This window comes from Rathayibacter festucae DSM 15932, from assembly GCF_004011135.1.
Lineage (GTDB): Bacteria > Actinomycetota > Actinomycetes > Actinomycetales > Microbacteriaceae > Rathayibacter > Rathayibacter festucae.
Genome location: NZ_CP028137.1, coordinates 2343782 through 2364777, shown reverse-complemented (window position 1 = coordinate 2364777; position 20996 = coordinate 2343782). Strand labels below are relative to the sequence as shown.

Below are 20996 nucleotides of genomic sequence, written 5' to 3'. Positions count from 1 at the left end.
GAGTAGCCCCGGAGGGGCGTATCGAGACCCACGGTCGTCTGGAGGCCGGGTCTGCAGACTCGGCTTCCGGCGGTGGTGGATCTCGATACGCCCGCTACGCGGGCTACTCGATCAGCATGGGCAACTCCGCGCGGAGCGTGGGCCTCATCTTGGATAGCTGTTCGCGCGGAGCGTGGGGGCGGCTGTCAACGCCCCGGACGGCGGCGGGCGGCGCGTCTAGCGTGGGAGGCATGGCCGAGAGACTTCGCAGCAGTGTCAGTCCGTACCTCCGCTCGCACGCCGACAACCCGGTGGACTGGTGGCTGTGGGGGGAGGAGGCGTTCGCCGAGGCGGTGCGCCGGGACGTGCCGGTCATGGTGTCGATCGGGTACGCGACCTGCCACTGGTGCCATGTGATGGCGCGGGAGTCGTTCTCGGACCCGGTGCTCGCGGCGCGGTTGAACGACGGGTTCGTGGCGGTCAAGGTGGACCGCGAGGAGCATCCGGACGTCGATACCGCCTATCTGACGGCGGCGAGCGCGTTCACGCGGAATCTGGGCTGGCCGCTGACGGTGTTCACGACTCCGGCCGGGGAGACGTTCTACGCGGGGACGTACTTCCCGCCGCGGGCCGTCGGCGGGGTGCCGGCGTTCTCGGACGTGCTCGACGCGGTGTCGGAGGCGTGGCGGCTGCGGCGCGACGAGGTGCAGGCGACGGCGGGGTCGCTCAGCACCGCGCTGCGGGAGGCGACCGCGGTGGTGCCGACGGGAGACGCGCTCCCGGACGACGCGGCGCTCGCGGCGGCCGTCGGGGCGCTCGCCGCGGAGGAGGACCGGGTGCACGGCGGTTTCGGCGGGGCGCCGAAGTTCCCGGTGGCGCCGGTGCTCGGCTTCCTGGCGTCGCGGGACGACGGCGCAGGGCTGGCCGAGCGGACGCTGCTGACACTTGCGGGCTCGACGCTGCGGGATCGCGACGGCGGCTTCTTCCGCTACGCCACCCGCCAGGACTGGAGCGATCCGCACTACGAGCGGATGCTCTACGACAACGCCCAGCTGCTCGACGTCGCGGCGGTGCTGCTCGGGCGCGACGGCACCGACCGGGGGGCGCTCGCCGGGGTGGCGGAGGGCGTCGCGTCGTTCCTGCTCGCGACGCTGCGGCGGCCGAGCGGCGGCTTCGCCAGCGCGCAGGACTCCGAGAGCATCGTCCACGGGCAGCGCTCGGAGGGCGGCTACTACCTGGCCGAGGACCGCACGGATCTGATTCCGCCCGCGCTCGACGAGAAGGTCGTCACCGGCTGGAACGGGCTGGCGATCGGAGCGCTCGCGCGAGCCGGGCGGGCCCTGGGCCGGGAGGACTGGATCGCTGCCGCGCGCGACGCCGCCGATCTCCTCCTGGAGCGGCACCTCGTCGACGGGCGCGTCGGCGTCCGCGCCTCGCTCGGCGACTCCGTCTCCGCCGCGCGCCCGGCGCTGGAGGACCTCGGCATGCTCGCCGGCGGACTGCTGCAGCTGGCGCTCGCCGAGGGGGCGCCGCGCTACGCGGTCGTCGCCCGAACGCTGATCGACGGCGCGCTGGACGCGGCCCCGTCCTGGCCGCCCTTCGCGCTGCCCGGCGGCGGGGACCCGGCGCTCACCGCGCGCGGGCTGCTGCTGGCGGCGGATCCGTCCGAGGGCGCCTACCCCTCGGGCCTCTCGGCGGCGGCCGACGCGGCCCATGTGCTGTACCTCCTGACGGGGGAGCGGCGCTACCGGGACGCGGCGGAGGCCGTGGTCGCGGGCATCGCACCGGGCGCGCTCGGGCAGCCGATGGGGTTCGGCGGAGTGCTCGCGCTCGCCGGGCGCCTCGCGCGGCCGGTCACGCAGCTCGTCGTCGTCGTCCCGGACGACGGCGCACGGGCACCGCTGCAGCGCGGCGCCCGGGAGACCGGGCTGGGCGTGCTCGCGGTGGTGAGCGACGACGCGGCGGCGGAGTGGGCCCGCGCCGGCTTCGAGCTCTTCGAGGGCCGGACGTCGCGCGACGGCCTGCCGACGGCCTACTCCTGCGAGGCGTTCGTCTGCGCGCTGCCGACGACGGAGCTGCCGGAGGAGCTGCTCACGCGGCCGTGACGACGAGCGGGGCGTCGGGATCGGCGGCCCACTCGTTGAGCGAGCCGTCGTAGACGACCGCGGTGTCGACGCCGAGGACGGCGAGCGCGAGCGCGTCGGCCGTCGCGGCGATCCCGCCCGCGCAGTAGAGGACGATCCGCTCGGCCTGGAGCGTCTCGCCGAAGAGCGCCCGAAGCCGCTCCGGCGGGAGGAGCGTGTTGTCCTCGCGGTCGATCAGCCGGACGGCCGGGACGCTGACCGAGCCGGGGAGGTGGCCGAGGCGCGGCCGGCGCCCCTGCTCGCCGGTGAACTCCTTCGGCGGCACGGCGCAGACCAGGGCGCCCGGCTCCTCGCCGCGGACGACGCGCTCGACGCCGGCCTTGTCGATCCAGAGCGGGCGCTCGGGGCGCACGGTAATGCCCGCGGCCGCCCGCGGCTCGACGTGACCGGTCTCGATCGGGCGCTCCTCCCGCCGCCAGGCGCTGAGGCCGCCGTCGAGCACCGCGACCGCGTCGTGCCCGGCGGCGCGCAGGAGCCACCACAGGCGCGACGCCCACTGGCCCACCGCGGAGTCGTAGACGACGACCACCGAGTCGTCGTCGATGCCGAGGGCGGCCGTCGCCGCGGCGAAGCGCTCGGGGTCGAGCCGGGTGAAGGGGAGGGCCGCCTCGGGATCCGAGAGCTGCGCGAGCAGGTCGCCGAACACCGCACCGGGCACGTGGCCCTCGAGGAGGTACTGCTCGTCGCCGCCGAGGTAGCCGGGCCGGCCGTCGAAGCCGGTCACCAGCAGGACGCTCGCGTCGACCACGACGAGGTGCTCGCGGCCGAGCTGGTCGGCCAGCCACTGGGTCGAGACGATCGGCCGGGCGAGGTAGGGGGCTGCAGGGCTGCTCACCTGCACCACGCTAGGCGCGACCCCCGACGCTCCGCAGGCCGGTGCGTCATCGTGGTTCATCCGGCGTCACAGTCCGCTCGCCGCGGCCGTCCCTCCTGCGGCACCGACCGCCGCCCTCAGCACTCGATGACGTTGACCGCGAGGCCGCCCTCGCTGGTCTCCTTGTACTTCGAGGACATGTCGATGCCGGTCTGCCGCATCGTCTCGATCACGGTGTCGAGCGAGACGCGGTGCGTGCCGTCGCCGTGCAGCGCCAGCCGCGCCGCGCTGACCGCGGTCGAGGCCGCGATCGCGTTGCGCTCGATGCACGGGATCTGCACCAGCCCGCCGACCGGGTCGCAGGTGAGCCCGAGGTGGTGCTCCATCGCGATCTCGGCCGCGTTCTCCACCTGCCGCGGGGTCCCGCCGAGCACCGCGCACAGCGCGCCCGCCGCCATCGCGCAGGCCGAGCCGACCTCGCCCTGGCAGCCGGCCTCCGCGCCCGAGATCGACGCGTTGGTCTTGCAGAGCGAGCCGATCGCCGTCGCGGTGAGCAGGAACCGCCGGATGCCCGCGCGATCGGCGCCCGGCACGAAGCGGAGGTAGTGGTGCGCGACGGCCGGGATGATGCCCGCCGCCCCGTTCGTCGGCGCGGTGACGACGCGTCCGCCCGCCGCGTTCTCCTCGTTGACGGCGAGCGCGAACGCGTGCAGCCACTCCACCGAGGTCGCCCGCGCGCGGTCCAGCGGATCGTCCTCGAACGCCTCGAGCCGCCCGCGCAGGACGGAGGCGCGGCGCTGCACGCCCAGGCCGCCGGGCAGGACGCCCTCGGTCGCCAGGCCGTGCTCGACGCAGGCGGCCATCGCGTCCCAGATCGCATCCAGCCGCGCGTCGACGTCGAGGCCGGGGTGCAGCGCCCGCTCGTTCGCGGCGGCGATCTCGTCGATGCTCGAGCGGGTCCGATCGCAGGTCGCGAGCAGGTCGAGCGCGGAGACGAAGGGGTAGGGGTGCGGAGCGAGCGAGGCCAGCTCGGCGCGCTCGCCGGCCCGGCGGATGAAGCCGCCGCCGATCGAGTAGTAGGTCTCCTCCCACTCGGGCAGCGCCGCGTCGCCGAGCCAGACGCTGAACGTCAGGGCGTTGGGGTGCTCGGGGAGCCGGGTGCGCGGCTCGAAGGCGATGTCGTCGCGCGTCATCGGCAGGTGCGCCTCGCCCGCGAGCGCGATCGCACCGTCCTCGTCGAGCCGCCGCCACGCTCCGCGGACCTCCTCCGGGTCGCAGGTCTCCGGGTGCAGCCCGGACAGCCCGGCGACGATCGCGTCCGGCGTCCCGTGGCCGATGCCCGTGGAGCCGAGCGAGCCGTAGAGCGTGCAGACCACGCGGCTCACCCGGTCGAGCAGCCCGGCGTCGCGCAGCCGCTCGGCGAGGGCCAGGGCCGCTCGCATCGGTCCGACCGTGTGCGAGCTGGAGGGGCCGATCCCCACGCTGAACAGGTCGAAGGCGGAGACGTATGCACTCATCTCCCGAGACTACGCCTCGCGCACGGAAGGGGGCGGGCGCCCGATCGAGCGCCCGCCCCTGTCGTTCCGAGTACCGGGACCGAGGTCCCGAGCGTCAGAACTCGCAGTGCACGTGGTCCGAGTGGCCCGCGTCGCCGGGGCCGAGCGTGAGCGTCGCGCCCATCTCGGCGCAGGCGTTCTGGATCGCCTGGTGGTCGGCGCCCTCGTAGACCCGCACGCCGTCGATCAGGTCGATGTCGACCGCGTCGCCGGTGTAGTGGCCGGAGCCGGTGGAGTGGTCCTCACCCGCGATGGAGGTGACCCGCAGGGTGTGGCCGTACTGCGTGTTCAGCTTCAGCAGCGCGTCGAGCATGGCCGGGTTCAGCGCGACCGAGGTCACACCGGCGTCGCCCTCGGGGCTCGTCTTCGCCGGCTGGCCGGCGGCCGTGTCGCGGATGTTGGCGAGCGAGGTGGAGGCGGCGTCCGAGCCGAGCTCGTAGAGCTCGATCCCCGGGTTGTCGAGGATCGCCTGCGCGGTCGCAGCGGCGTCGCCCGACGGGGGAGGCGTGGTGCCGCCGCCCGTCCCGGCGATCAGGGCCTTCCAGGTGGCCGGTCCGACGATGCCGTCGGCGGTCAGTCCCGCAGTGCCCTGGAAGCTCTGCACCGCGGCGGTCGTCGCCGCGCCGAACGCGCCGTCGACCGCGACGGACGCGCCGTTCGCGTTCAGCTGCGTCTGCACCGCGCTGACCGCGTCACCGGAGGCGCCGCTCTGCACGGTCACCGTCAGCGCACCCCAGGTGGCCGCGCCGATCACGCCGTCGGCCGCGAGGCCCGCGCCGGACTGGAAGGAGGTGACCGCCGACTGCGTGCCGGCGCCGAACGCGCCGTCGACCGCGAGCGACTGGCCCGACGAGCGGAGCAGGTACTGCGCGGTGGTCACGTCCTCCCCGGTCGAGCCGGAGGAGAGGACGGGCCAGTCGGCCGCCTGAGCGCTGGTCGCGGTCCCGACGCTGACGCCGAGGGCGAGCAGCAGGGCGGTGACGACGGCGACGACGCGGGCGCCGATGCTCCGCCGGTGCCGGGCCCCGGGGGCCGTCGTGGTGGTGCCGGTCGTGCTGATCTCTGTCGTGCTGATCTCCGTGGTGCTCATGATCCTCATCCCTCGCTCTCGACGGCCTCGCGCGCCAGGGTCTCCCACTGCGCGTAGGCGTCCGGGTAGGCGGAGACCTGCACGGCCTGCGCCGCCTCGGTCACCGACATCGACTCCCAGCCGGCGATGTCCGTCAGGCCGGTGTTCGTGGTGGGGCTGTTCGCCGCCCCGTAGAACGCCCTCGAGGCGTAGACCGGGTCGACGAGGTCGGCCGGGTCGCCCCAGCCCGCCGACGGGCGCTGCTGGAAGAGGCCGACCGAGTCGCGGTCGCCGCCGGAGAGGTTCCGCAGTCGCGACTCCTGCATCGCCGTGGCGATGGCGACGACCCAGCCGTACTCGGGGACGCCCGCCGTCTTGCCCTCCGCGATGATCGTGCGGACGTTCGCGAGCTGCTCCTCGCTGAGGGTCGCGAAGGTCTCGCCCGGCTGGCCCGGGTCGGGCGTGGTGCCCGAGCCGGCGCCGACGAGCGACTGCCAGGTCTGCGGACCGACGACGCCGTCGACCGTGAGCCCGGCCGCCGACTGGACGCTCTTCACGGCGGCGAGGGTCGCGGCGCCGAACGCGCCGTCGACCGTGAGGCTCGCGCCGACCTTGTTCAGCTGCACCTGGAGCGCGCTGACCGCCTCGCCGGAGTCGCCGGAGGACACCGTCGTGATCAGGGCGGCCCAGGTCTGCGCGCCGACGATGCCGTCGGCGGAGAGGCCGCGCGCGCTCTGGAAGGAGGTCACCGCGGCGGCGGTGGCGGGGCCGAAGACGCCGTCGGCGTCCACGGAGGCGCCGGCGGCGTTCAGCAGGTGCTGCACGGTCCGGGCGTTGGCGCTGTTCTCGCCCTCGGCGACGACGGGCCAGGCGGCGGCCGACGCGGCAGCGGCGCTGACCGGCGCCTCGGCCGCGAAGACGGCCGGGGCTGTGGCGACCGACCCGAAGGCGAGGGCGCCGCAGGCGATCCCTGCGATCAGGAGGCGCCTCGGGCGCTGGGCGATTGGAGTGGGACGGGTGGTTCTCATCGTTTCGTACACCTCTTCGTGGCCGCCGGGCGGCCGGATTCGTTGTCACGATCGGCGGAGTTCGCTTCTCCCTTGCCCGTCCTGCCTACTCCTGTCGCTGTCACGGATCCGGGGACACGGAGGGGTCGCCCAGAGAGCGCCCACGCGATGCGGAGGAGACTCCGCCGAGAGGGGGAGGTGCTCAGCGGACGGCAGGAGGATCCTTCGCCGCTGGGCTCCGACGTCCCGCGCCGCGCGACACGCCCGGGTTGCACGGCTCCAGCGGCACTGCTAGCTTCGGCGGGCGCGCCACCGGAGTGCGCACCCCCGACGCCCGGAAGGAGCAGCCCGTGACCGCGTCTCGATGGACCCGCGACGAGCTGCTCGTCGCCGATCGCCCCCGCGCCCTCGTCGGCGCGGTCGAGCTCGAACGCTCGAAGCGCGATCTCGCGAACCTCCAGCCCGGCGTCGTCCGGCACCCCTAGGCATCCGCCGCGGGCTCCCGGACGACATCGTCTCGGGGCCCTCGTACGTCGGCACTCCTCTGCAGGGGAGGGGCCTCGCGGTCGGCTCGCGGCATCCCGCCGCCCCGAGCGCGTCCCACCCCGATCCCGGCGACCGCCGGGCCTTCACGAGAGGAAGGACCATGCAGAGAATCACCGAGCGGCTCGTCTCCTGGGCGAGCATCCTGGACGACAACGCGCGGCAGCAGGCGCTCGCCGCGTCCGAGATGCCGTTCATCCACCCCCACCTGGCGCTGATGCCCGACGCCCACCTCGGACTCGGCGCGACGGTCGGCTCGGTCATCCCGACCCTCGGCGCGCTCATCCCGGCGGCCGTGGGCGTCGACATCGGCTGCGGCATGATCGCCGTCCGCACGCAGTTCTCCCGGAGCGACCTCGCCGGCCGCGACCTGGGCGAGCTGCGGCGGCAGATCGAGCGGGCGGTGCCGCTGTCGGCGGGCGCGGCGAACCGGAAGATCGTCGCGACCGCCGAGCCACGGGTGGCCGAGCTGGAGGCGCTCGCCGTCGAGGCGGGCTTCGACCCGGCGCGCTCGGCGAAGCACTGGCGGCTGCAGGTCGGCTCGCTCGGCAGCGGCAACCACTTCATCGAGGTGAGCGTCGACGAGACCGACGCGGTCTGGCTGTTCCTGCACTCCGGCTCGCGGGGCGTGGGCAACCGGATCGCGACGGCGCACATCCGGGTCGCCCGCGAGTACTGCGAGCGGCACTGGATCGCGCTGCCGCACCCCGACCTCGCCTACCTGGTCGAGGGGACGGAGCAGTTCGACCGCTACGTCGCCGAGCTGCGCTGGGCGCAGCGGTTCGCCCTGCTCAACCGCGAGGAGATGATGATGGACCGGGTGATCCGCCAGCTCGCCGAGTGGAGCGGTGTCGCGGTCCAGGAGCGGGAGCGGATCAACTGCCACCACAACTTCACCGAGAAGGAGCGCCACTTCGGCCGCGACGTCTGGGTGAGCCGGAAGGGCGCGATCCAGGCCGACGCCGGACGGCCGGGGCTCATCCCCGGCTCCATGGGGACCGCTTCGTACGTGGTGGTGGGGCGCGGTGACGCGATGTCGCTGAACTCGTCGCCGCACGGCGCCGGCCGCGAGTACTCGCGGTCGGCGGCGCGGAAGGCCTTCAGTCGCGAGCAGCTGCGGGAGGCGATGGCCGGCATCGAGTACCGCGACACCGACGCCTTCCTCGACGAGATCCCGGCGGCCTACAAGCCGATCGACCGGGTGATGGCCGACGCGGCCGACCTCGTCGAGATCCGGCACACCCTCCGCCAGCTCGTCAACGTGAAGGGCGACTGACCCCCTCCGCGAGATGCCACTTGTGCACGCGACACGCCGTGGAAAGCGTGCACAAGTGGCATCTCGCGGGGGCGTCTGACGGTGTCAGCGCAGGGTCTTGCGGGAGGTGATCTGGCCGGTGTCGAAGCCGAGGAGGTGCAGGCCGCCGTGGAAGCGGGCGTGCTCGACCTTGAGGCAGCGGTCCATCACCACGGTGAGGCCCTTCGACTCGCCGTACTCGGCGGCCTCCTGATTCCAGATGCCGAGCTGCACCCAGACCGTCGGCGCGCCGATGGCGACGACGTCGTCGATGACCGAGGGGATGTCGCTCGCCTTGCGGAAGACGTCGACGATGTCCGGCACGACGGGGAGATCGGCGAGGCTCTTGTAGACCGGCTGCCCCAGGATCTCCTTCGCGTTCGGGTTCACGAAGTACAGCTCGTAGTCGCTCGACTGCTGCAGATAGGTCGACACGAAGTAGGAGGAGCGCGCCGGGTTCGGCGAGGCGCCGACGATCGCGACGGTCTTCGCGCGGCGAAGGATGTCGAGTCGCTTCTTCGCGTCCGGCCCGACCCAGGTGCGCTGCGACTTGAGCAGCTTCGCCAGGGGCGAGTTCGTCGGCACGGAGCAGCTGAGCCCGTTGGACAGGTGCGCGACGACGGTGTCGTCGGCCTCGGTGGTCGCGGCGGTGCCGGCAGCGATGGCGGTGCCGGTGGCGGTGTCGCTCATGGTCAGACCTCCACGGTCGGGGAGTCGATGGTCACCGAGACGTCGTCGGGCAGCTCGGTCGGTGCGTCCGGCGTGCCGTGCTCCTCGACCGCGCGGGTGAGCGCCTGGTCGAGGTCGTAGATGATGTCGTCCGCGTCCTCGATGCCGACCGAGAGCCGGACGAGGCCCGGCAGCACCCCGGCGTGCAGCAGCTGCTGCTCGGTGAGCTGGGCGTGCGTCGTCGAGGCGGGGTGGATCACCAGCGTCTTCGCGTCGCCGATGTTGGCGAGGTGGCTGGCGAGGTCGACCGACTCGATGAAGGTCTGGCCGACGGCGCGGCCGCCCTTGACCACGAAGCTGAAGACCGAGCCGGGGCCCTTGGGCAGGTACTTCTGCGCGCGCTCGTGGTGCGGGTGCGCGGGAAGGCCGGCCCAGTAGACCTCCTCGATCCGCGGGTCGGCGTCGAGCCACTCCGCGACGCGGCGGGCGTTGTCGACGTGCGCCTGGATCCGGTAGGGCAGCGTCTCGACGCCCTGCGCGAGCAGGAAGGCCGAGTGCGGGGCGAGGACCGGGCCGATGTCGCGCAGCTGCTCGGCGCGCAGGCGGGTGAGGAAGCCGTACTCGCCGAAGTTGCCGTCCCAGGAGAGACCGCCGTAGGACGCGACCGCGTCGTGCAGCAGCGGGAACTTCTCGTGCGAGTAGTGGAAGCGGCCCGATTCGACGACGACGCCGCCGAGCGTGGTGCCGTGCCCGCCGAGGAACTTGGTGGCCGAGTGGATGACGATGTCGGCGCCCCACTCGATCGGGCGGACGAGGTACGGCGTCGCGACGGTCGAGTCGATGATCAGCGGGATGCCGGCGGCGTGCGCGACGGCGGCGAGGCCCTCGATGTCGGCGATCTCGCCGGAGGGGTTCGCGATCGTCTCGGCGTAGAGCACCTTGGTCTTGTCGGTGATCGCGGCGGCGTAATCGGCCGGGTCGCTCGACTGCACGAAGGTGGTCTCGACGCCGAAGCGCCGCAGTGTCACGTCGAGCTGGGTGATCGAGCCGCCGTAGAGGTTGGCGGAGGAGACGACGTGGTCGCCCGCGCCGACCAGTGCCGCGAAGGTGATGAACTGCGCCGACAGGCCGGAGGCGGTCGCGACGGCGCCGAGGCCGCCCTCGAGGCTCGCGACCCGCTCCTCGAACGAGGCGACGGTGGGGTTGGAGAGCCGGGAGTAGATGTTCCCGTACTTCTGCAGCGCGAACCGGGCCGCCGCATCGGAGGTGTCGTCGAAGACGAACGCGCTCGTCTGGTAGATCGGCAGCGCTCGCGCGCCCGTCACCGGGTCGGGGATGTTGCCGGCGTGGATTGCCCGCGTCTTGAAGCCGTACTCGCGATCTGCCATGCGATCGACGCTAGCGGGCGCCGCCGACACCGGACCGCCGGAGCGACGCATCCCGTAACAGTCCCAGGCTCCGAGCACTCGAAGCGTCGCGCCTCGACGAGCGTCACACCGTCACAGTGTGGCGTGCACCGCCGCCAGCGACATCACCGCGATCGCGAACCACGAGGCGAGCGCGACGACCAGCGCCCGCCAGCCGGTCGTCAGCAGCGCCCGCAGCCGCACCCCGCTCCCGAGCGCGAAGAGCGCCGCCGCCAGCAGCCAGGTCTGCGCCGTGTCCGCCGCGACCAGCACGCCCTCGGGCAGCGGTAGCAGCGTCCGCAGCAGCACCGCCGCGAGGAAGCCGACCACGAACAGCGGCACGATCGCGGGGCGCGGTCCGCCCGCGTCTCCGCCGCGTCGCGTCACGGCAGCGGCGACCGCCACCATCGGCGCGAGCATCACCACGCGGGTCAGCTTCACGACCACCGCGATCGCGAGGGCCGACGCCCCCGCGACCTGCGCCGTCGCCACCACCTGGCCGACGTCGTGCACCGACGCGCCGACCCAGTGCCCGAACTGCACGTCCGTGAGGCCGAGCGGATAGCGCAGTGCCGGCAGCACCGCGATCGCGAGCGTCCCGCAGAGCGTGACCAGCGCGACCGGCACGGCCTGCTCCTCCTCCTTCGCCCGGGTGGCTCCCGCCATCGCGCCGATGGCCGAGGCCCCGCAGATCGAGAAGCCCGCGGCGAGCAGCAGCGGCTCGCGGCCGGGCAGGCGCAGTGCGCGCCCGAGGCCGTAGGTCAGCCCGAAGGTCGCGAGCACGATCGCGACGACGATCAGGATCGCGCCCCAGCCGAGCGCGGCGATGTCGACGAGCGAGAGCTTGAGCCCCAGCAGGACGATGCCCGTGCGCATCAGCGTGCGCGAGGAGAACTTCAGGCCCGGAGCCAGCCGACCGCTGAGCAGCGGGCGGGCGGCCGGCAGCTGGGCGACCAGGATCCCGAGCGCCACGGCGGCCGTCAGCATCGGCACGGCGGGGATCGCCAGGTGCACCGCGAACGCCAGGACCGCCGCGGCCGCGCAGGCCGCGAGTCCGGGCCCGATCCGGGCGATCAGACCCATGAGGGCAGCCACATGTGCGCCTGCCAGAACGAGAAGGACGTCTGCTGCCCGGTCCAGAGCGGGTAGAAGTAGGCGGTCAGGGCCGCCGCGAGCACCACGAAGATCAGCACGATCACGATGCCGCGGGTCCGCCTGCCGCGCTCGTCACCCCGCTTGCCGATCACCACCCCGGCCGTCAGGGCGAGCGCCAGCATCATGTAGGGCTCGAAGACCACGCAGTAGAACTGGAAGACGGTGCGGTCCAGGTACAGCATCCAGGGCAGGTACCCGGCGACGATGCCCATCAGCACGAAGCCGGCGCGCCACTCCCGGTAACGCGCGAGCCGGTAGAGCAGGTAGACCAGCGCGAGCACGCCGGCGTACCAGATCAGCGGGTTCGCGACCGAGGTGATCGCCTCGTCGCAGCGCACCGCCGCGCAGCCGTCGACCCCGGTCGCCTGGTCGACGAAGTACATGCTCGTCGGCCGCAGCATCAGCAGCCAGGTCAGCGGGTTCGCCTCGTAGGGGTGCGTGGCGCGCAGATTGATCGAGTAGTCGTACATCTGCACGTGGTAGTGCCAGAGGCTCTGCGCCCAGTCCGGCACCCAGGCGAGCGCGCCGGTCCAGGCGTTGCCCGGGGCCTCCGTCGCCCACTGCCGCGCCCAGCCGCCCGAGGTGCGCAGCCAGCCGAGCCAGGTGCCGAGGTAGGCGATCAGCGCGATCGGCACGACCAGGAGGAAGGTGACCGGCCCCTGCTTGAGGATCGCGCCGCTGACCCAGAACGGCACGCCCGCGCGCCGCCGCAGCAGCGCATCGACGACCACCGCGTAGACGCCGTAGGCGGCGAGGAAGTAGATGCCCGTCCACTTCACGCCCGCCGCGAGGCCGAAGATCAGACCGGCGGTCAGCAGCCAGGGCCGCCACCAGAGCACCGGTCCCCAGCTCGGCAGATCGCCCGCGGCGACCTTCACGGCCATCCGCTCCTCGGCCCAGCGCCGGTCGAGCAGGATCGCGGCGACGCCGCAGAGGGCGACGAACATCAGGATGCCGTCGAGCAGCGACACCCGCGACATCACGATCGCGTGGCCGTCGATCGCGAGCAGCAGGCCGGCGAGCGAGGCGAGGAAGGTGGAGCGGAAGAGCAGCTTCCCGATCACGATCACGAGGGCGACCGCGAGGATGCCGACGATCGCGGTGGCGAGGCGCCAGCCGACGCTGTCGTCCGCGCCGAGCAGGCCCATGCCGAGCCCGATGATCCACTTGCCCAGCGGCGGGTGCACCACGAAGGACGGCGCTCCGGTGAAGACGTCGACGGCGCCGGTGGCGAAGCCCGGGTCGGGGTTCTCGGGCCAGGCGCCCTCGAAGCCGAGGTTCCAGAGGGTCCAGGCGTCCTTCACGTAGAAGGTCTCGTCGAAGACCAGCGAGCGCGGGTGCCCGAGGTTCCAGAGGCGGAGCACGGCGGCGACCACGACGACGAGGACCGGCAGCCCGAGCTCCCAGAGCCGGCGGCGCGCGGTGGTCGCGACGAGGCGGTCGTGCACGTCGTCGAACCAGGAGCCGCGGGGCAGGTCCGGCGCGCTCTCGCGCACGTGCGTCGTCGGGGCGCTCTCGGTGGCCGCGGCAGTGACGCGGGCGGTGCTCCCGTCCGCGGGCCCGACCGGCACGGCGCGCGAGGCCCCCGCGGAGTCGAGGAGCAGGTCGTCGAAGTCGCGCTGCGGTCGGTCCGTCACCCGGCCATGCTAACGGCGCGCGGATCCGCCGTCGGGCCGGGTTCGGCCGTCGTCGCGCGCCGACTGGGAGGATGGACGGATGATCATCCTGGCCGGCACGCCCATCGGCAATCTCGGCGACGCGACGCGGAGGCTCGTCGAGGCTCTCGAGAGCACCCGGCACATCGCCGCCGAGGACACCCGCGTCACCATCCAGCTGCTCCGCGCCCTCGGGATCGAGAACCGCCCGCAGCTCTACGCCCTGCACGACCACAACGAGCGCGAGCGCTCCGCCGAGCTGGTCGAACTCGCCCGCGAGGAGGACCTCCTCGTCCTCAGCGACGCCGGAATGCCGACCGTCTCGGACCCGGGCTACCACCTCGTCGAGACCGCGGTCGCCGCCGGCGTCCGCGTGACCGCTCTGCCCGGCCCGTCGGCCGTGCTGATGGCGCTCGCCGTCTCCGGTCTGCCGACCGACCGCTTCAGCTTCGAGGGCTTCCTGCCGCGCAAGCACGGCGAGCGGGTCACGCTGTTCCGCTCGCTCGTCGACGAGCGCCGGACGATGGTCTTCTTCGAGTCGCCGCACCGCATCGGCGACTCCCTCGCCGATCTCGTCGAGGCGATGGGCCCCGAGCGGCGGGTCGTGGTCTGCCGCGAACTGACCAAGATGTTCGAGGAGGTGCGTCGCGGCACCGCGGCCGAGCTCGCCGAGTGGGCGGCCGACGGCCTCCGCGGCGAGATCTGCCTCGTCGTCGAGGGCGCGCCCGAGCGGGAGGCCTCCCTCGAGGACGGGCTCGCCGACGTGCTCGAGCGTGTCGCGGCGGGCGCGCGGCTCAAGGAGGCGTCGGCCGAGGTCGCGGAGATCACCGGCCTGTCCAAGCGCGCGCTCTACGAGGCGGCCCTCGCCTCCCGTCGCGGCTGAGCTCGGGCCCGGGTCGCGTCCGGCACCGCTCCGTCACACAGCGGGAGGCCCCGGCGGCGAACCCTAGGATGGTCGCCATGTCCGACGGCGCCTCCTTCTATCTCACGACCCCGATCTTCTACGTGAACGACGTCCCCCACATCGGGCACGCGTACACCGAGGTCGCCGCCGACGTCCTCACCCGCTGGCACCGCCAGGCGGGCGACGACACCTGGCTGCTGACCGGGACCGACGAGCACGGCCAGAAGATCCTGCGCACCGCCACCGCGAACGGGACGACCCCGCAGGAGTGGGCCGACCGGCTCGTGCAGAACTCGTGGAAGCCGCTGCTGTCGACGATCGACATCGCCAACGACGACTTCATCCGGACCACGGAGCAGCGCCACGAGGTCAACGTGCAGAAGTTCCTGCAGAAGCTCTACGACGAGGACGCGATCTACACCGGCGAGTACGAGGGCTACTACTGCGTGGGCTGCGAGGAGTACAAGCAGCTCTCCGACCTCGACGAGGGCACCGGCGAGTACGAGGGCCAGTACGTCTGCAAGATCCACTCGAAGCCGGTCGAGCTGCTCAAGGAGAAGAACTACTTCTTCAAGATGAGCGAGTACACCGAGCGCCTGCTCGCGCTCTACGAGGAGCGCCCCGACTTCGTGCAGCCCGAGTCGGCGCGCAACGAGGTCGTCAGCTTCGTGCGCCAGGGCCTCGCCGACCTGTCGATCTCGCGCTCGAGCTTCGACTGGGGCGTCAAGGTGCCCTGGGACGACTCGCACGTCGTCTACGTCTGGTTCGACGCGCTGCTCAACTACATCACCGCCGTGGGCTACGGCCAGGACGAGGCGGAGTTCGAGCGCCGCTGGCCGGCGACCCACATCGTCGGCAAGGACATCCTCCGCTTCCACGCGGTGATCTGGCCCGCGATGCTGATGGCCGCCGGGCTCGACGTCCCCAAGCAGGTCTTCGGCCACGGCTGGCTGCTGGTCGGCGGCGAGAAGATGTCGAAGTCGAAGCTCACCGGCATCGCGCCGGAGCAGATCACCGACACCTTCGGCTCGGACGCGTTCCGCTACTACTTCATGAGGGCGATCACCTTCGGCCAGGACGGCTCCTTCTCCTGGGAGGACCTCGCGGCCCGGTACCAGGCCGAGCTCGCGAACGGCTTCGGCAACCTCGCCTCGCGGGTCATCGCGATGCTGCACCGCTACTACGACGGCGTCGTGCCCGAGGCGTCGGCACTGACCGAGGCGGAGGAGCGCGTGCAGGCGACGGTCGCGGAGGCGGCGGCCGCGGCCGACCGCTCGATCGAGACCCTCGCGATCCACGACGCGATCACCGCCGTCTGGACGATCGTCGACGAGCTGAACGGCTACATCACCGAGCAGGAGCCGTGGGCCCTGGCCAAGAAGGACGAGCGCGAGCGCCTCGGCACCGTGCTCTACACGGCGTCGGAGGGGCTGCGCGCCCTGGCGGTGCTGCTCTCGCCGGTCGTGCCCCGCGCGACCACGGCGCTCTGGGAGGCGCTCGGCGTGCAGGACGCGCTCGGCGCCCTCACCGCCCAGCCGCTGCGCGCGGCGGGGGAGTGGGGGCAGCTGCCCGTCGGCACCACCGTCGGCACCCTCGCCCCGCTCTTCCCCCGCATCGAGGTCCCGGAGTCCTGAGCCGCCCGGGCGGCTGATCGAGGAGACCGCTCCGCGGGCGCGCACTTGCCGATCACGGAGCCCGCTTCGCGGGCGCCCTCCAAGATGATCGAGCCCGCCTCTCGGGCGCCCTCCAAGATGATCGAGCCCGCTTTGCGGGCGCCGTCATGTTGATCGAGTAGCCCGCTGCGCGGGCGTATCGAGATCCACCGTCTGCAAGCGCGGGGTCTCGATACGCCGCCTGCGGCGGCTACTCGACCAGCATGGTGCTGCGGCTGCGGCTGCGGCTGCGGCTGCGGCTGCGGCCGCCGTCGCCTGCGGCTGCGGCCGCCGTCGCCTGCGCCTGCGGCCGCCGTCGCCTGCGCCTGCGGCCGCCGTCGCCTGCGGCCGCCGTCGCCTGCGGCTGCGTCGCCCCCTCCTGCTGATCGAGTAGCCCGCGCAGCGGGCGTATCGAGATCCAGCTTCTGCAGGCGCGGGTTCTCCGGATCCACCCGCCGGGGCCCCGCCGCCCGGCCCCGGTAGCCTGGAGCCATGACCGACAGCCAGCACGTCCGCGCCCGCGAGAACACGTCCGGCCGCGACCTGACGTACCCGCCGCTGCCCGAGGCGCTCGTCGTCCCCGTCTACGACAACCACACGCACCTCGAGATCAGCGACGGCCTCGAGCCGTTGGACTACCGCGAGCAGCTCGACCGCGCCTCCACGGTCGGCGTCCGCGGCGTCGTGCAGGTCGGCACCGACGTCGAGACCAGCCGCTGGTCGGCCGAGCGCGCCGCCTCCGAGCCGCGCATGCTCGCCGCCGTCGCGATCCACCCCAACGAGGCGCCGGCGCTCGAGGAGCGCGGCGAGCTCGACGACGCCCTCGCCGTCATCGCCGAGCTGGCCACCCAGCCGCGCGTCCGCGCCGTCGGCGAGACCGGTCTCGACTTCTTCCGCACCGGCGAGAGCGGCCGCGCCGCCCAGTTCCGCTCCTTCGAGGAGCACATCCGCATCGCGAAGGAGACCGGCACCGCGCTGCAGATCCACGATCGCGACGCGCACCGCGAGGTGATGGAGACCCTCCGCCGGGTCGGCGCCCCCGAGCGCACCGTCTTCCACTGCTTCTCCGGCGACGCCGAGATGGCGCGGATGTGCGCGGAGGAGGGCTGGTACCTCTCCTTCGCCGGCACCGTCTCGTTCAAGAACGCCGAGTCGCTGCGCGAGGCGCTGGTCGCCACTCCGCGGCACCTGATCCTCGTCGAGACCGACGCGCCCTACCTCACTCCGGAGCCGTTCCGCGGCCGCCCGAACGCGCCCTACCTGATCCCGCACACCCTCCGCTCGATGGCCGCGACGCTGGAGACCGACGTCGGCCACCTGGCCGCCACGATCGCGTCGAACACCGAGCAGGTCTACGGCGAGTGGGGCGGCGAGGTCGGCTCGGAGCCGTCGGAGCCGGTCGGGCAGCTGGCATGACCGGCTGGCACGCGGCGGAGGCGGCGGCCGAGGAGGTCGCCGTCCCGAAGCTGCTCGGACCCGCCGAGATCCGCGATCTCGCCCAGCTGCTCGACGTCACGCCGACCAAGAAGCTCGGCCAGAACTTCGTGCACGACGCCAACACCGTCCGCCGCATCGTCAAGCTCGCCCGCGTGGAGCGGGGCGAGAGCGTCGTCGAGATCGGCCCGGGCCTCGGCTCGCTCACCCTCGGCCTGCTCGAGGCGGGCGCCGGGGTCGTCGCCGTCGAGATCGACGGCCGGCTCGCGGAGCAGCTGCCCCGCACGGTCCAGCTGATGGCGCCCGCCGCCGACCTCACCGTGATCCGCGCGGACGCGATGAAGGTGCTCGAGCTGCCGGGCGAGCCCGTGCGGCTCGTCGCGAACCTCCCGTACAACATCTCGGTGCCGGTGCTGCTGCACTTCCTCGAGCACTTCCCGAGCATCCGCTCCGGCGTGGTGATGGTGCAGTCCGAGGTCGGCCTCCGCCTCGCGGCCGGCCCGGGCTCCAAGATCTACGGCGGCCCGAGCGTCAAGGCGTCCTGGTTCGGCTCGTTCACGACCGGCGGCACCGTGTCCCGGCAGATCTTCTGGCCGGTGCCCAACGTCGACAGCGTCCTCGTCTCGTTCGAGCGCGGCGAGGAGCCGGGCGACGAGACCCTGCGCCGCGCCGTCTTCGCGGTGGTCGACGCGGCGTTCGCGCAGCGTCGGAAGATGCTCCGCCAGTCGCTCGCCGCGCTCTTCGGCGACAGCACGGCCGCGATCGCCGCGCTCGCATCGGCCGGCGTGCCGCAGACGGCCCGCGGCGAGGAGCTCGACGTCGCGGCGTTCACCGCCCTCGGCCGGGCGCTCGACCCGGCGCTGGTGCCCGTGCGCGGCGGCGCGGTGCGGACCGCGACGGGGGCCGAGGACGACGGCGAGAGCATCGACGAGGATGCCGGCGAGGCCGTCGACGAGAGCGCTCCCGCCGCGGACGAGCGCGGCTCCGCCACCCTGTAGCGTGGTCGCATGGCCCATCGCGCGACGACGTCGAACCGGGTCCACGCGCGAGCGCCAGGCAAGATCAACGTCTACCTGAAGGTCGGTGCCGTCCGCGAGGACGGCTACCACGAGCTCGCGACGGCGTTCCAGTCGCTGTCGCTCTACGAGGACGTCCGCGCGAGCGACGCCCCCGACTTCTCGGTCGAGTTCTCCGGCTCGATCGACACCCGCGGCCTCGCCGTCGACGGGTCGAACCTCGCGATCAAGGCGGCGCGGGCCCTCGCCCGGGCGACCGGCTACCGCGGCGGCGTGCACCTCGAGATCGAGAAGAACGTGCCGATCGCCGGCGGGATGGGCGGCGGCTCGGCCGATGCCGCCGCGACGCTGCTGGCCTGCGACGCGCTCTGGGGCACCGCGTGCACCCGCGAGCAGCTGCTCGGGATCGCCGCCGGGCTCGGCGCGGACGTCCCGTTCTCCTTCACCGGCGGCACCGCGATCGGCGTCGGCCGCGGCGACGAGCTGAGCCCCGCGCTCGCCAAGGGCCGCTTCGAGTGGGTGCTCGTGCTCTCGGAGCAGGGGCTGTCGACCCCCGAGGTCTACCGCGAGCTGGACCGCCACCGCGAGCGGCACCTGCACGACTTCCGGCCGATCTCCGCGACGCCGAGCATCGAGCCGAACGTGCTGCAGGCTCTCCGGGCGGGCGATGCCGCGATGCTCGCCGATGCGATGCACAACGACCTGCAGGCGCCCGCCCTGCACCTGCAGCCCGGCCTCGCGCGGATCCTCGAGCGCGGCGAGGAGAGCGGCGCCCTCGGCGGCCTCGTCTCCGGCTCCGGCCCGACGGTCGCCTTCCTCCTGCCCGACGCCGACGCCGCGCTCGACCTGCAGCTCGAGCTGACGTCCGCCCGCCTGCGCGCCGTCCGCGTCTCCGGCCCGGTCCACGGCGCCCGCCTCCTCTCCACCTGAGGCGTGCCGTCGGGGCATGCTGGTCGAGTAGCCATGCTGGTCGAGTAGCCGCGCAGCGGCGTATCGAGACCCGCCCTGCTGGACACGGTGGATCTCGAGACGCCCTCTGCGAGGGCTACTCGATCAGCAGGGGTGGGCCGCCGCGCCGTCCGCAGAGAACGCTCGATCTCGTGGCCTAGAGTGCCGCTCATGGCCCCCAGACGAGTAGCACTGTTCGCGATCCTCACCGGACTCGTCTCGGCCGCCGTCACCCTCGCCACCGCCGAGCTCGTCGCCGTCTTCACGGGCGCCGGCGGCAGTCCGCTCGTCGCGGTCGGCGGCTTCGTGATCGACATCGTCCCGCCGGGCGTCAAGGACACGGTCATCGCCCTGTTCGGCACCGGCGACAAGCTCGTCCTCCTCGTCTCCCTCGGGATCGCGGTCGCCCTGCTCGCGATCGCCGCCGGGCTGCTCGAGTACCGCAAGACACCGCTCGGCGTCCTGGTCCTCGCCGCCGTCGCGGGCCTCGGCGCGCTCGCGGCCGTCAGCCGGGAGGGCGCCTCCGGCATCGACGCCGCGCCGAGCGTGGTCGGCATGGTCGCCGGCGCCATGGTGCTGCGCGCCGCCTCCGCCCGCTTGCGCGCCTGGGACGAGGAGCCCGCCCAGGGCTCGACCGACCGCCGCTCCTTCCTCCGCCTGGTCGGCATCGCCGGTGCCGCGGCCGTCGTCGCGGGCGTGGGCGCGCGGGTCGTCACCGCCGCCGCCTCCGCCGTCACCGCGGTCCGCGAGGCCGTCGTGCTGCCGACCCCCGCCGCCACCGCCGCGCCGATCCCCGCGACCGGTGTCCTCGACGACATCGAGGGCATCAGCTCCTACGTCACCTCCAACGACGACTTCTACCGGATCGACACCGCGCTCTCCGTACCCAGCGTCGACCCGGCGGACTGGTCGCTGAGGATCACCGGGATGGTCGAGGAGGAGATCACCCTCACCTGGGACGAGCTCCTCGCCCTCCCGCTCGAGGAGCACCTGGTCACCCTCTCCTGCGTCTCGAACGAGGTCGGCGGCGACCTGATCGGCACCGCGCTCTGGCTCGGCTACCCGATCCGCGAGCTGCTCGCCCGCGCCCGCCCGACCGCCGGCGCCGACATGGTGCTCTCCCGCAGCATCGACGGCTTCACCGCGTCCAGCCCGCTCGAGGTGCTGACCGACGAGGGCCGCGCCAGCCTCCTCGCGGTCGGCATGAACGGCCAGCCGCTCCCGGTCGAGCACGGCTTCCCGGTGCGGATGGTCGTCCCGGGCCTCTACGGCTACGTCTCGGCGACGAAGTGGGTCACCGAGCTCAAGGTCACCACCTTCGAGGACGACGTCGCCTACTGGTCGACCCGCGGCTGGACCGAGCGCGGCCCGATCAAGGTCGAGTCGCGGATCGACGTCCCGCGCCAGGGTCAGGCCGTGCCGGCCGGCACGGTCGCGGTCGCGGGCGTCGCGTGGGCGCCGCACACCGGCATCTCGAAGGTCGAGGTCCAGATCGACGGCGGCGCCTGGCAGTCCGCGCGCCTGGCCGAGGCCGTCACCGCCGACACCTGGATCCAGTGGGTCTACGAGTGGGACGCGATCGCCGGCGACCACGTCGTCCTGGTCCGCGCCACCGACTCCGAGGGCCTGGTGCAGACCCAGGACGAGGCGCCGCCCGCCCCCGACGGTGCGACCGGCTGGCACATGCGCACCGTGACGGTCGCCTGAGCGCACCGCGTCCGCCCGTGGGGATCCGCGGAGGCGGCCCCCGG

Annotated in this window: 16 protein-coding genes and 1 pseudogene; 9 read left to right on the top strand and 8 right to left on the bottom strand. The window is 73.3% G+C overall.

The window, feature by feature from the left end; all coding sequences use genetic code 11:
- The first annotated feature begins 230 nt into the window (after positions 1-230).
- Positions 231-2084, top strand: a complete 1854-nt coding sequence (locus C1I64_RS11040; protein WP_127887232.1) for a thioredoxin domain-containing protein — start codon at positions 231-233, stop codon at positions 2082-2084.
- Here the strand turns inward: C1I64_RS11040 and C1I64_RS11035 are convergent.
- The 4 genes from C1I64_RS11035 to C1I64_RS20760 form a co-directional block, all read right to left on the bottom strand.
- Complete coding sequence (locus tag C1I64_RS11035; RefSeq protein WP_164874514.1) at positions 2071-2958, bottom strand: sulfurtransferase; 888 nt, start codon at positions 2956-2958, stop codon at positions 2071-2073. The two genes, C1I64_RS11040 and C1I64_RS11035, sit on opposite strands and share 14 nt — an antisense overlap.
- A 116-nt stretch (positions 2959-3074) precedes the next feature.
- Positions 3075-4454, bottom strand: coding sequence for an L-serine ammonia-lyase (locus tag C1I64_RS11030; protein ID WP_127887230.1), 1380 nt, complete (start codon positions 4452-4454; stop codon positions 3075-3077).
- A gap of 94 nt (positions 4455-4548) precedes the next feature.
- A complete protein-coding gene (locus C1I64_RS11025) occupies positions 4549-5583 on the bottom strand; it encodes a peptidoglycan-binding domain-containing protein (RefSeq protein ID WP_164874513.1) in 1035 nt (344 codons plus the stop codon).
- Between the two features lie 5 nt (positions 5584-5588).
- Positions 5589-6590 carry a peptidoglycan-binding domain-containing protein gene (locus tag C1I64_RS20760; RefSeq protein ID WP_127887228.1) on the bottom strand — a complete coding sequence of 334 codons (1002 nt, stop codon included), beginning with the start codon at positions 6588-6590 and terminating at the stop codon, positions 5589-5591.
- 329 nt (positions 6591-6919) lie between these two features.
- On the opposite strand from C1I64_RS20760, the gene C1I64_RS20755 reads away from it, so the two are divergent.
- Together C1I64_RS20755 and C1I64_RS11015 are read left to right on the top strand one after the other, a co-directional pair.
- The gene (locus tag C1I64_RS20755; protein WP_260321745.1) at positions 6920-7054 is read left to right on the top strand and encodes a hypothetical protein; all 135 of its coding nucleotides are present in this window, start codon (positions 6920-6922) and stop codon (positions 7052-7054) included.
- Positions 7055-7215: 161 nt separating this feature from the next.
- Positions 7216-8388: an RtcB family protein gene (locus tag C1I64_RS11015; RefSeq protein WP_127887227.1), complete on the top strand. Its 1173-nt coding sequence runs from the start codon at positions 7216-7218 to the stop codon at positions 8386-8388.
- Positions 8389-8472: 84 nt separating this feature from the next.
- Here C1I64_RS11015 and C1I64_RS11010 read toward each other — a convergent pair whose 3' ends face one another.
- The 4 genes from C1I64_RS11010 to C1I64_RS10995 all read right to left on the bottom strand — a co-directional run bounded on the left by C1I64_RS11010 (position 8473) and on the right by C1I64_RS10995 (position 13273).
- A complete protein-coding gene (locus C1I64_RS11010) occupies positions 8473-9096 on the bottom strand; it encodes a CoA-binding protein (RefSeq protein ID WP_127887226.1) in 624 nt (207 codons plus the stop codon).
- 2 nt (positions 9097-9098) lie between these two features.
- On the bottom strand, positions 9099-10463 hold the full coding sequence (locus tag C1I64_RS11005; RefSeq protein ID WP_127887225.1) for an O-acetylhomoserine aminocarboxypropyltransferase/cysteine synthase family protein: 1365 nt from the start codon (positions 10461-10463) through the stop codon (positions 9099-9101).
- Between the two features lie 111 nt (positions 10464-10574).
- A complete protein-coding gene (locus tag C1I64_RS11000) occupies positions 10575-11564 on the bottom strand; it encodes a YeiH family protein (RefSeq protein WP_127887224.1) in 990 nt (329 codons plus the stop codon).
- Entirely contained in the window at positions 11555-13273 is a 1719-nt protein-coding gene (locus C1I64_RS10995; protein WP_244209452.1) for a dolichyl-phosphate-mannose--protein mannosyltransferase, read from the bottom strand. Before C1I64_RS10995 ends, C1I64_RS11000 begins: the two co-directional genes overlap by 10 nt.
- 79 nt (positions 13274-13352) lie before the next feature.
- Here C1I64_RS10995 and rsmI point away from each other — a divergent pair, with 79 nt between their 5' ends.
- The 6 genes and pseudogenes from rsmI to C1I64_RS10965 all read left to right on the top strand — a co-directional run bounded on the left by rsmI (position 13353) and on the right by C1I64_RS10965 (position 20952).
- Positions 13353-14174, top strand: a complete 822-nt coding sequence (gene rsmI, locus C1I64_RS10990) for a 16S rRNA (cytidine(1402)-2'-O)-methyltransferase (RefSeq protein WP_123447639.1) — start codon at positions 13353-13355, stop codon at positions 14172-14174.
- Positions 14175-14251: 77 nt separating this feature from the next.
- Positions 14252-15829, top strand: coding sequence for a methionine--tRNA ligase (gene metG, locus C1I64_RS10985; RefSeq protein WP_127887223.1), 1578 nt, complete (start codon positions 14252-14254; stop codon positions 15827-15829).
- A 510-nt stretch (positions 15830-16339) separates the two neighbouring features.
- Positions 16340-17263 (top strand): TatD family hydrolase, encoded by a 924-nt coding sequence (locus C1I64_RS10980; RefSeq protein ID WP_127887222.1) that lies wholly within the window; start codon positions 16340-16342, stop codon positions 17261-17263.
- Positions 17260-18129: pseudogene (gene rsmA / locus C1I64_RS10975) on the top strand (16S rRNA (adenine(1518)-N(6)/adenine(1519)-N(6))-dimethyltransferase RsmA); the annotation flags it as partial. The gene C1I64_RS10980 and the pseudogene rsmA, both read left to right, overlap by 4 nt.
- 159 nt (positions 18130-18288) lie before the next feature.
- Positions 18289-19227 (top strand): 4-(cytidine 5'-diphospho)-2-C-methyl-D-erythritol kinase, encoded by a 939-nt coding sequence (locus C1I64_RS10970; RefSeq protein WP_123705149.1) that lies wholly within the window; start codon positions 18289-18291, stop codon positions 19225-19227.
- A gap of 189 nt (positions 19228-19416) precedes the next feature.
- A complete protein-coding gene (locus C1I64_RS10965) occupies positions 19417-20952 on the top strand; it encodes a molybdopterin-dependent oxidoreductase (RefSeq protein ID WP_127887220.1) in 1536 nt (511 codons plus the stop codon).
- Positions 20953-20996: the final 44 nt, after the last annotated feature.

What these genes read in the sequence shown, in the direction of transcription:
- C1I64_RS20760 (WP_127887228.1), bottom strand. Translation starts at nt 6,590, where the DNA reads ATGAGAACCACCCGTCCCACTCCAATCGCCCAGCGCCCGAGGCGCCTC.
- C1I64_RS11030 (WP_127887230.1), bottom strand. Translation starts at nt 4,454, where the DNA reads ATGAGTGCATACGTCTCCGCCTTCGACCTGTTCAGCGTGGGGATCGGC.
- metG (WP_127887223.1), top strand. Translation starts at nt 14,252, where the DNA reads ATGTCCGACGGCGCCTCCTTCTATCTCACGACCCCGATCTTCTACGTG.
- C1I64_RS11015 (WP_127887227.1), top strand. Translation starts at nt 7,216, where the DNA reads ATGCAGAGAATCACCGAGCGGCTCGTCTCCTGGGCGAGCATCCTGGAC.
- C1I64_RS11000 (WP_127887224.1), bottom strand. Translation starts at nt 11,564, where the DNA reads ATGGGTCTGATCGCCCGGATCGGGCCCGGACTCGCGGCCTGCGCGGCC.
- C1I64_RS10965 (WP_127887220.1), top strand. Translation starts at nt 19,417, where the DNA reads ATGGCCCCCAGACGAGTAGCACTGTTCGCGATCCTCACCGGACTCGTC.
- C1I64_RS10980 (WP_127887222.1), top strand. Translation starts at nt 16,340, where the DNA reads ATGACCGACAGCCAGCACGTCCGCGCCCGCGAGAACACGTCCGGCCGC.
- rsmI (WP_123447639.1), top strand. Translation starts at nt 13,353, where the DNA reads ATGATCATCCTGGCCGGCACGCCCATCGGCAATCTCGGCGACGCGACG.
- C1I64_RS11025 (WP_164874513.1), bottom strand. Translation starts at nt 5,583, where the DNA reads ATGAGCACCACGGAGATCAGCACGACAGAGATCAGCACGACCGGCACC.
- C1I64_RS10970 (WP_123705149.1), top strand. Translation starts at nt 18,289, where the DNA reads ATGGCCCATCGCGCGACGACGTCGAACCGGGTCCACGCGCGAGCGCCA.
- C1I64_RS11010 (WP_127887226.1), bottom strand. Translation starts at nt 9,096, where the DNA reads ATGAGCGACACCGCCACCGGCACCGCCATCGCTGCCGGCACCGCCGCG.
- C1I64_RS11005 (WP_127887225.1), bottom strand. Translation starts at nt 10,463, where the DNA reads ATGGCAGATCGCGAGTACGGCTTCAAGACGCGGGCAATCCACGCCGGC.
- C1I64_RS11040 (WP_127887232.1), top strand. Translation starts at nt 231, where the DNA reads ATGGCCGAGAGACTTCGCAGCAGTGTCAGTCCGTACCTCCGCTCGCAC.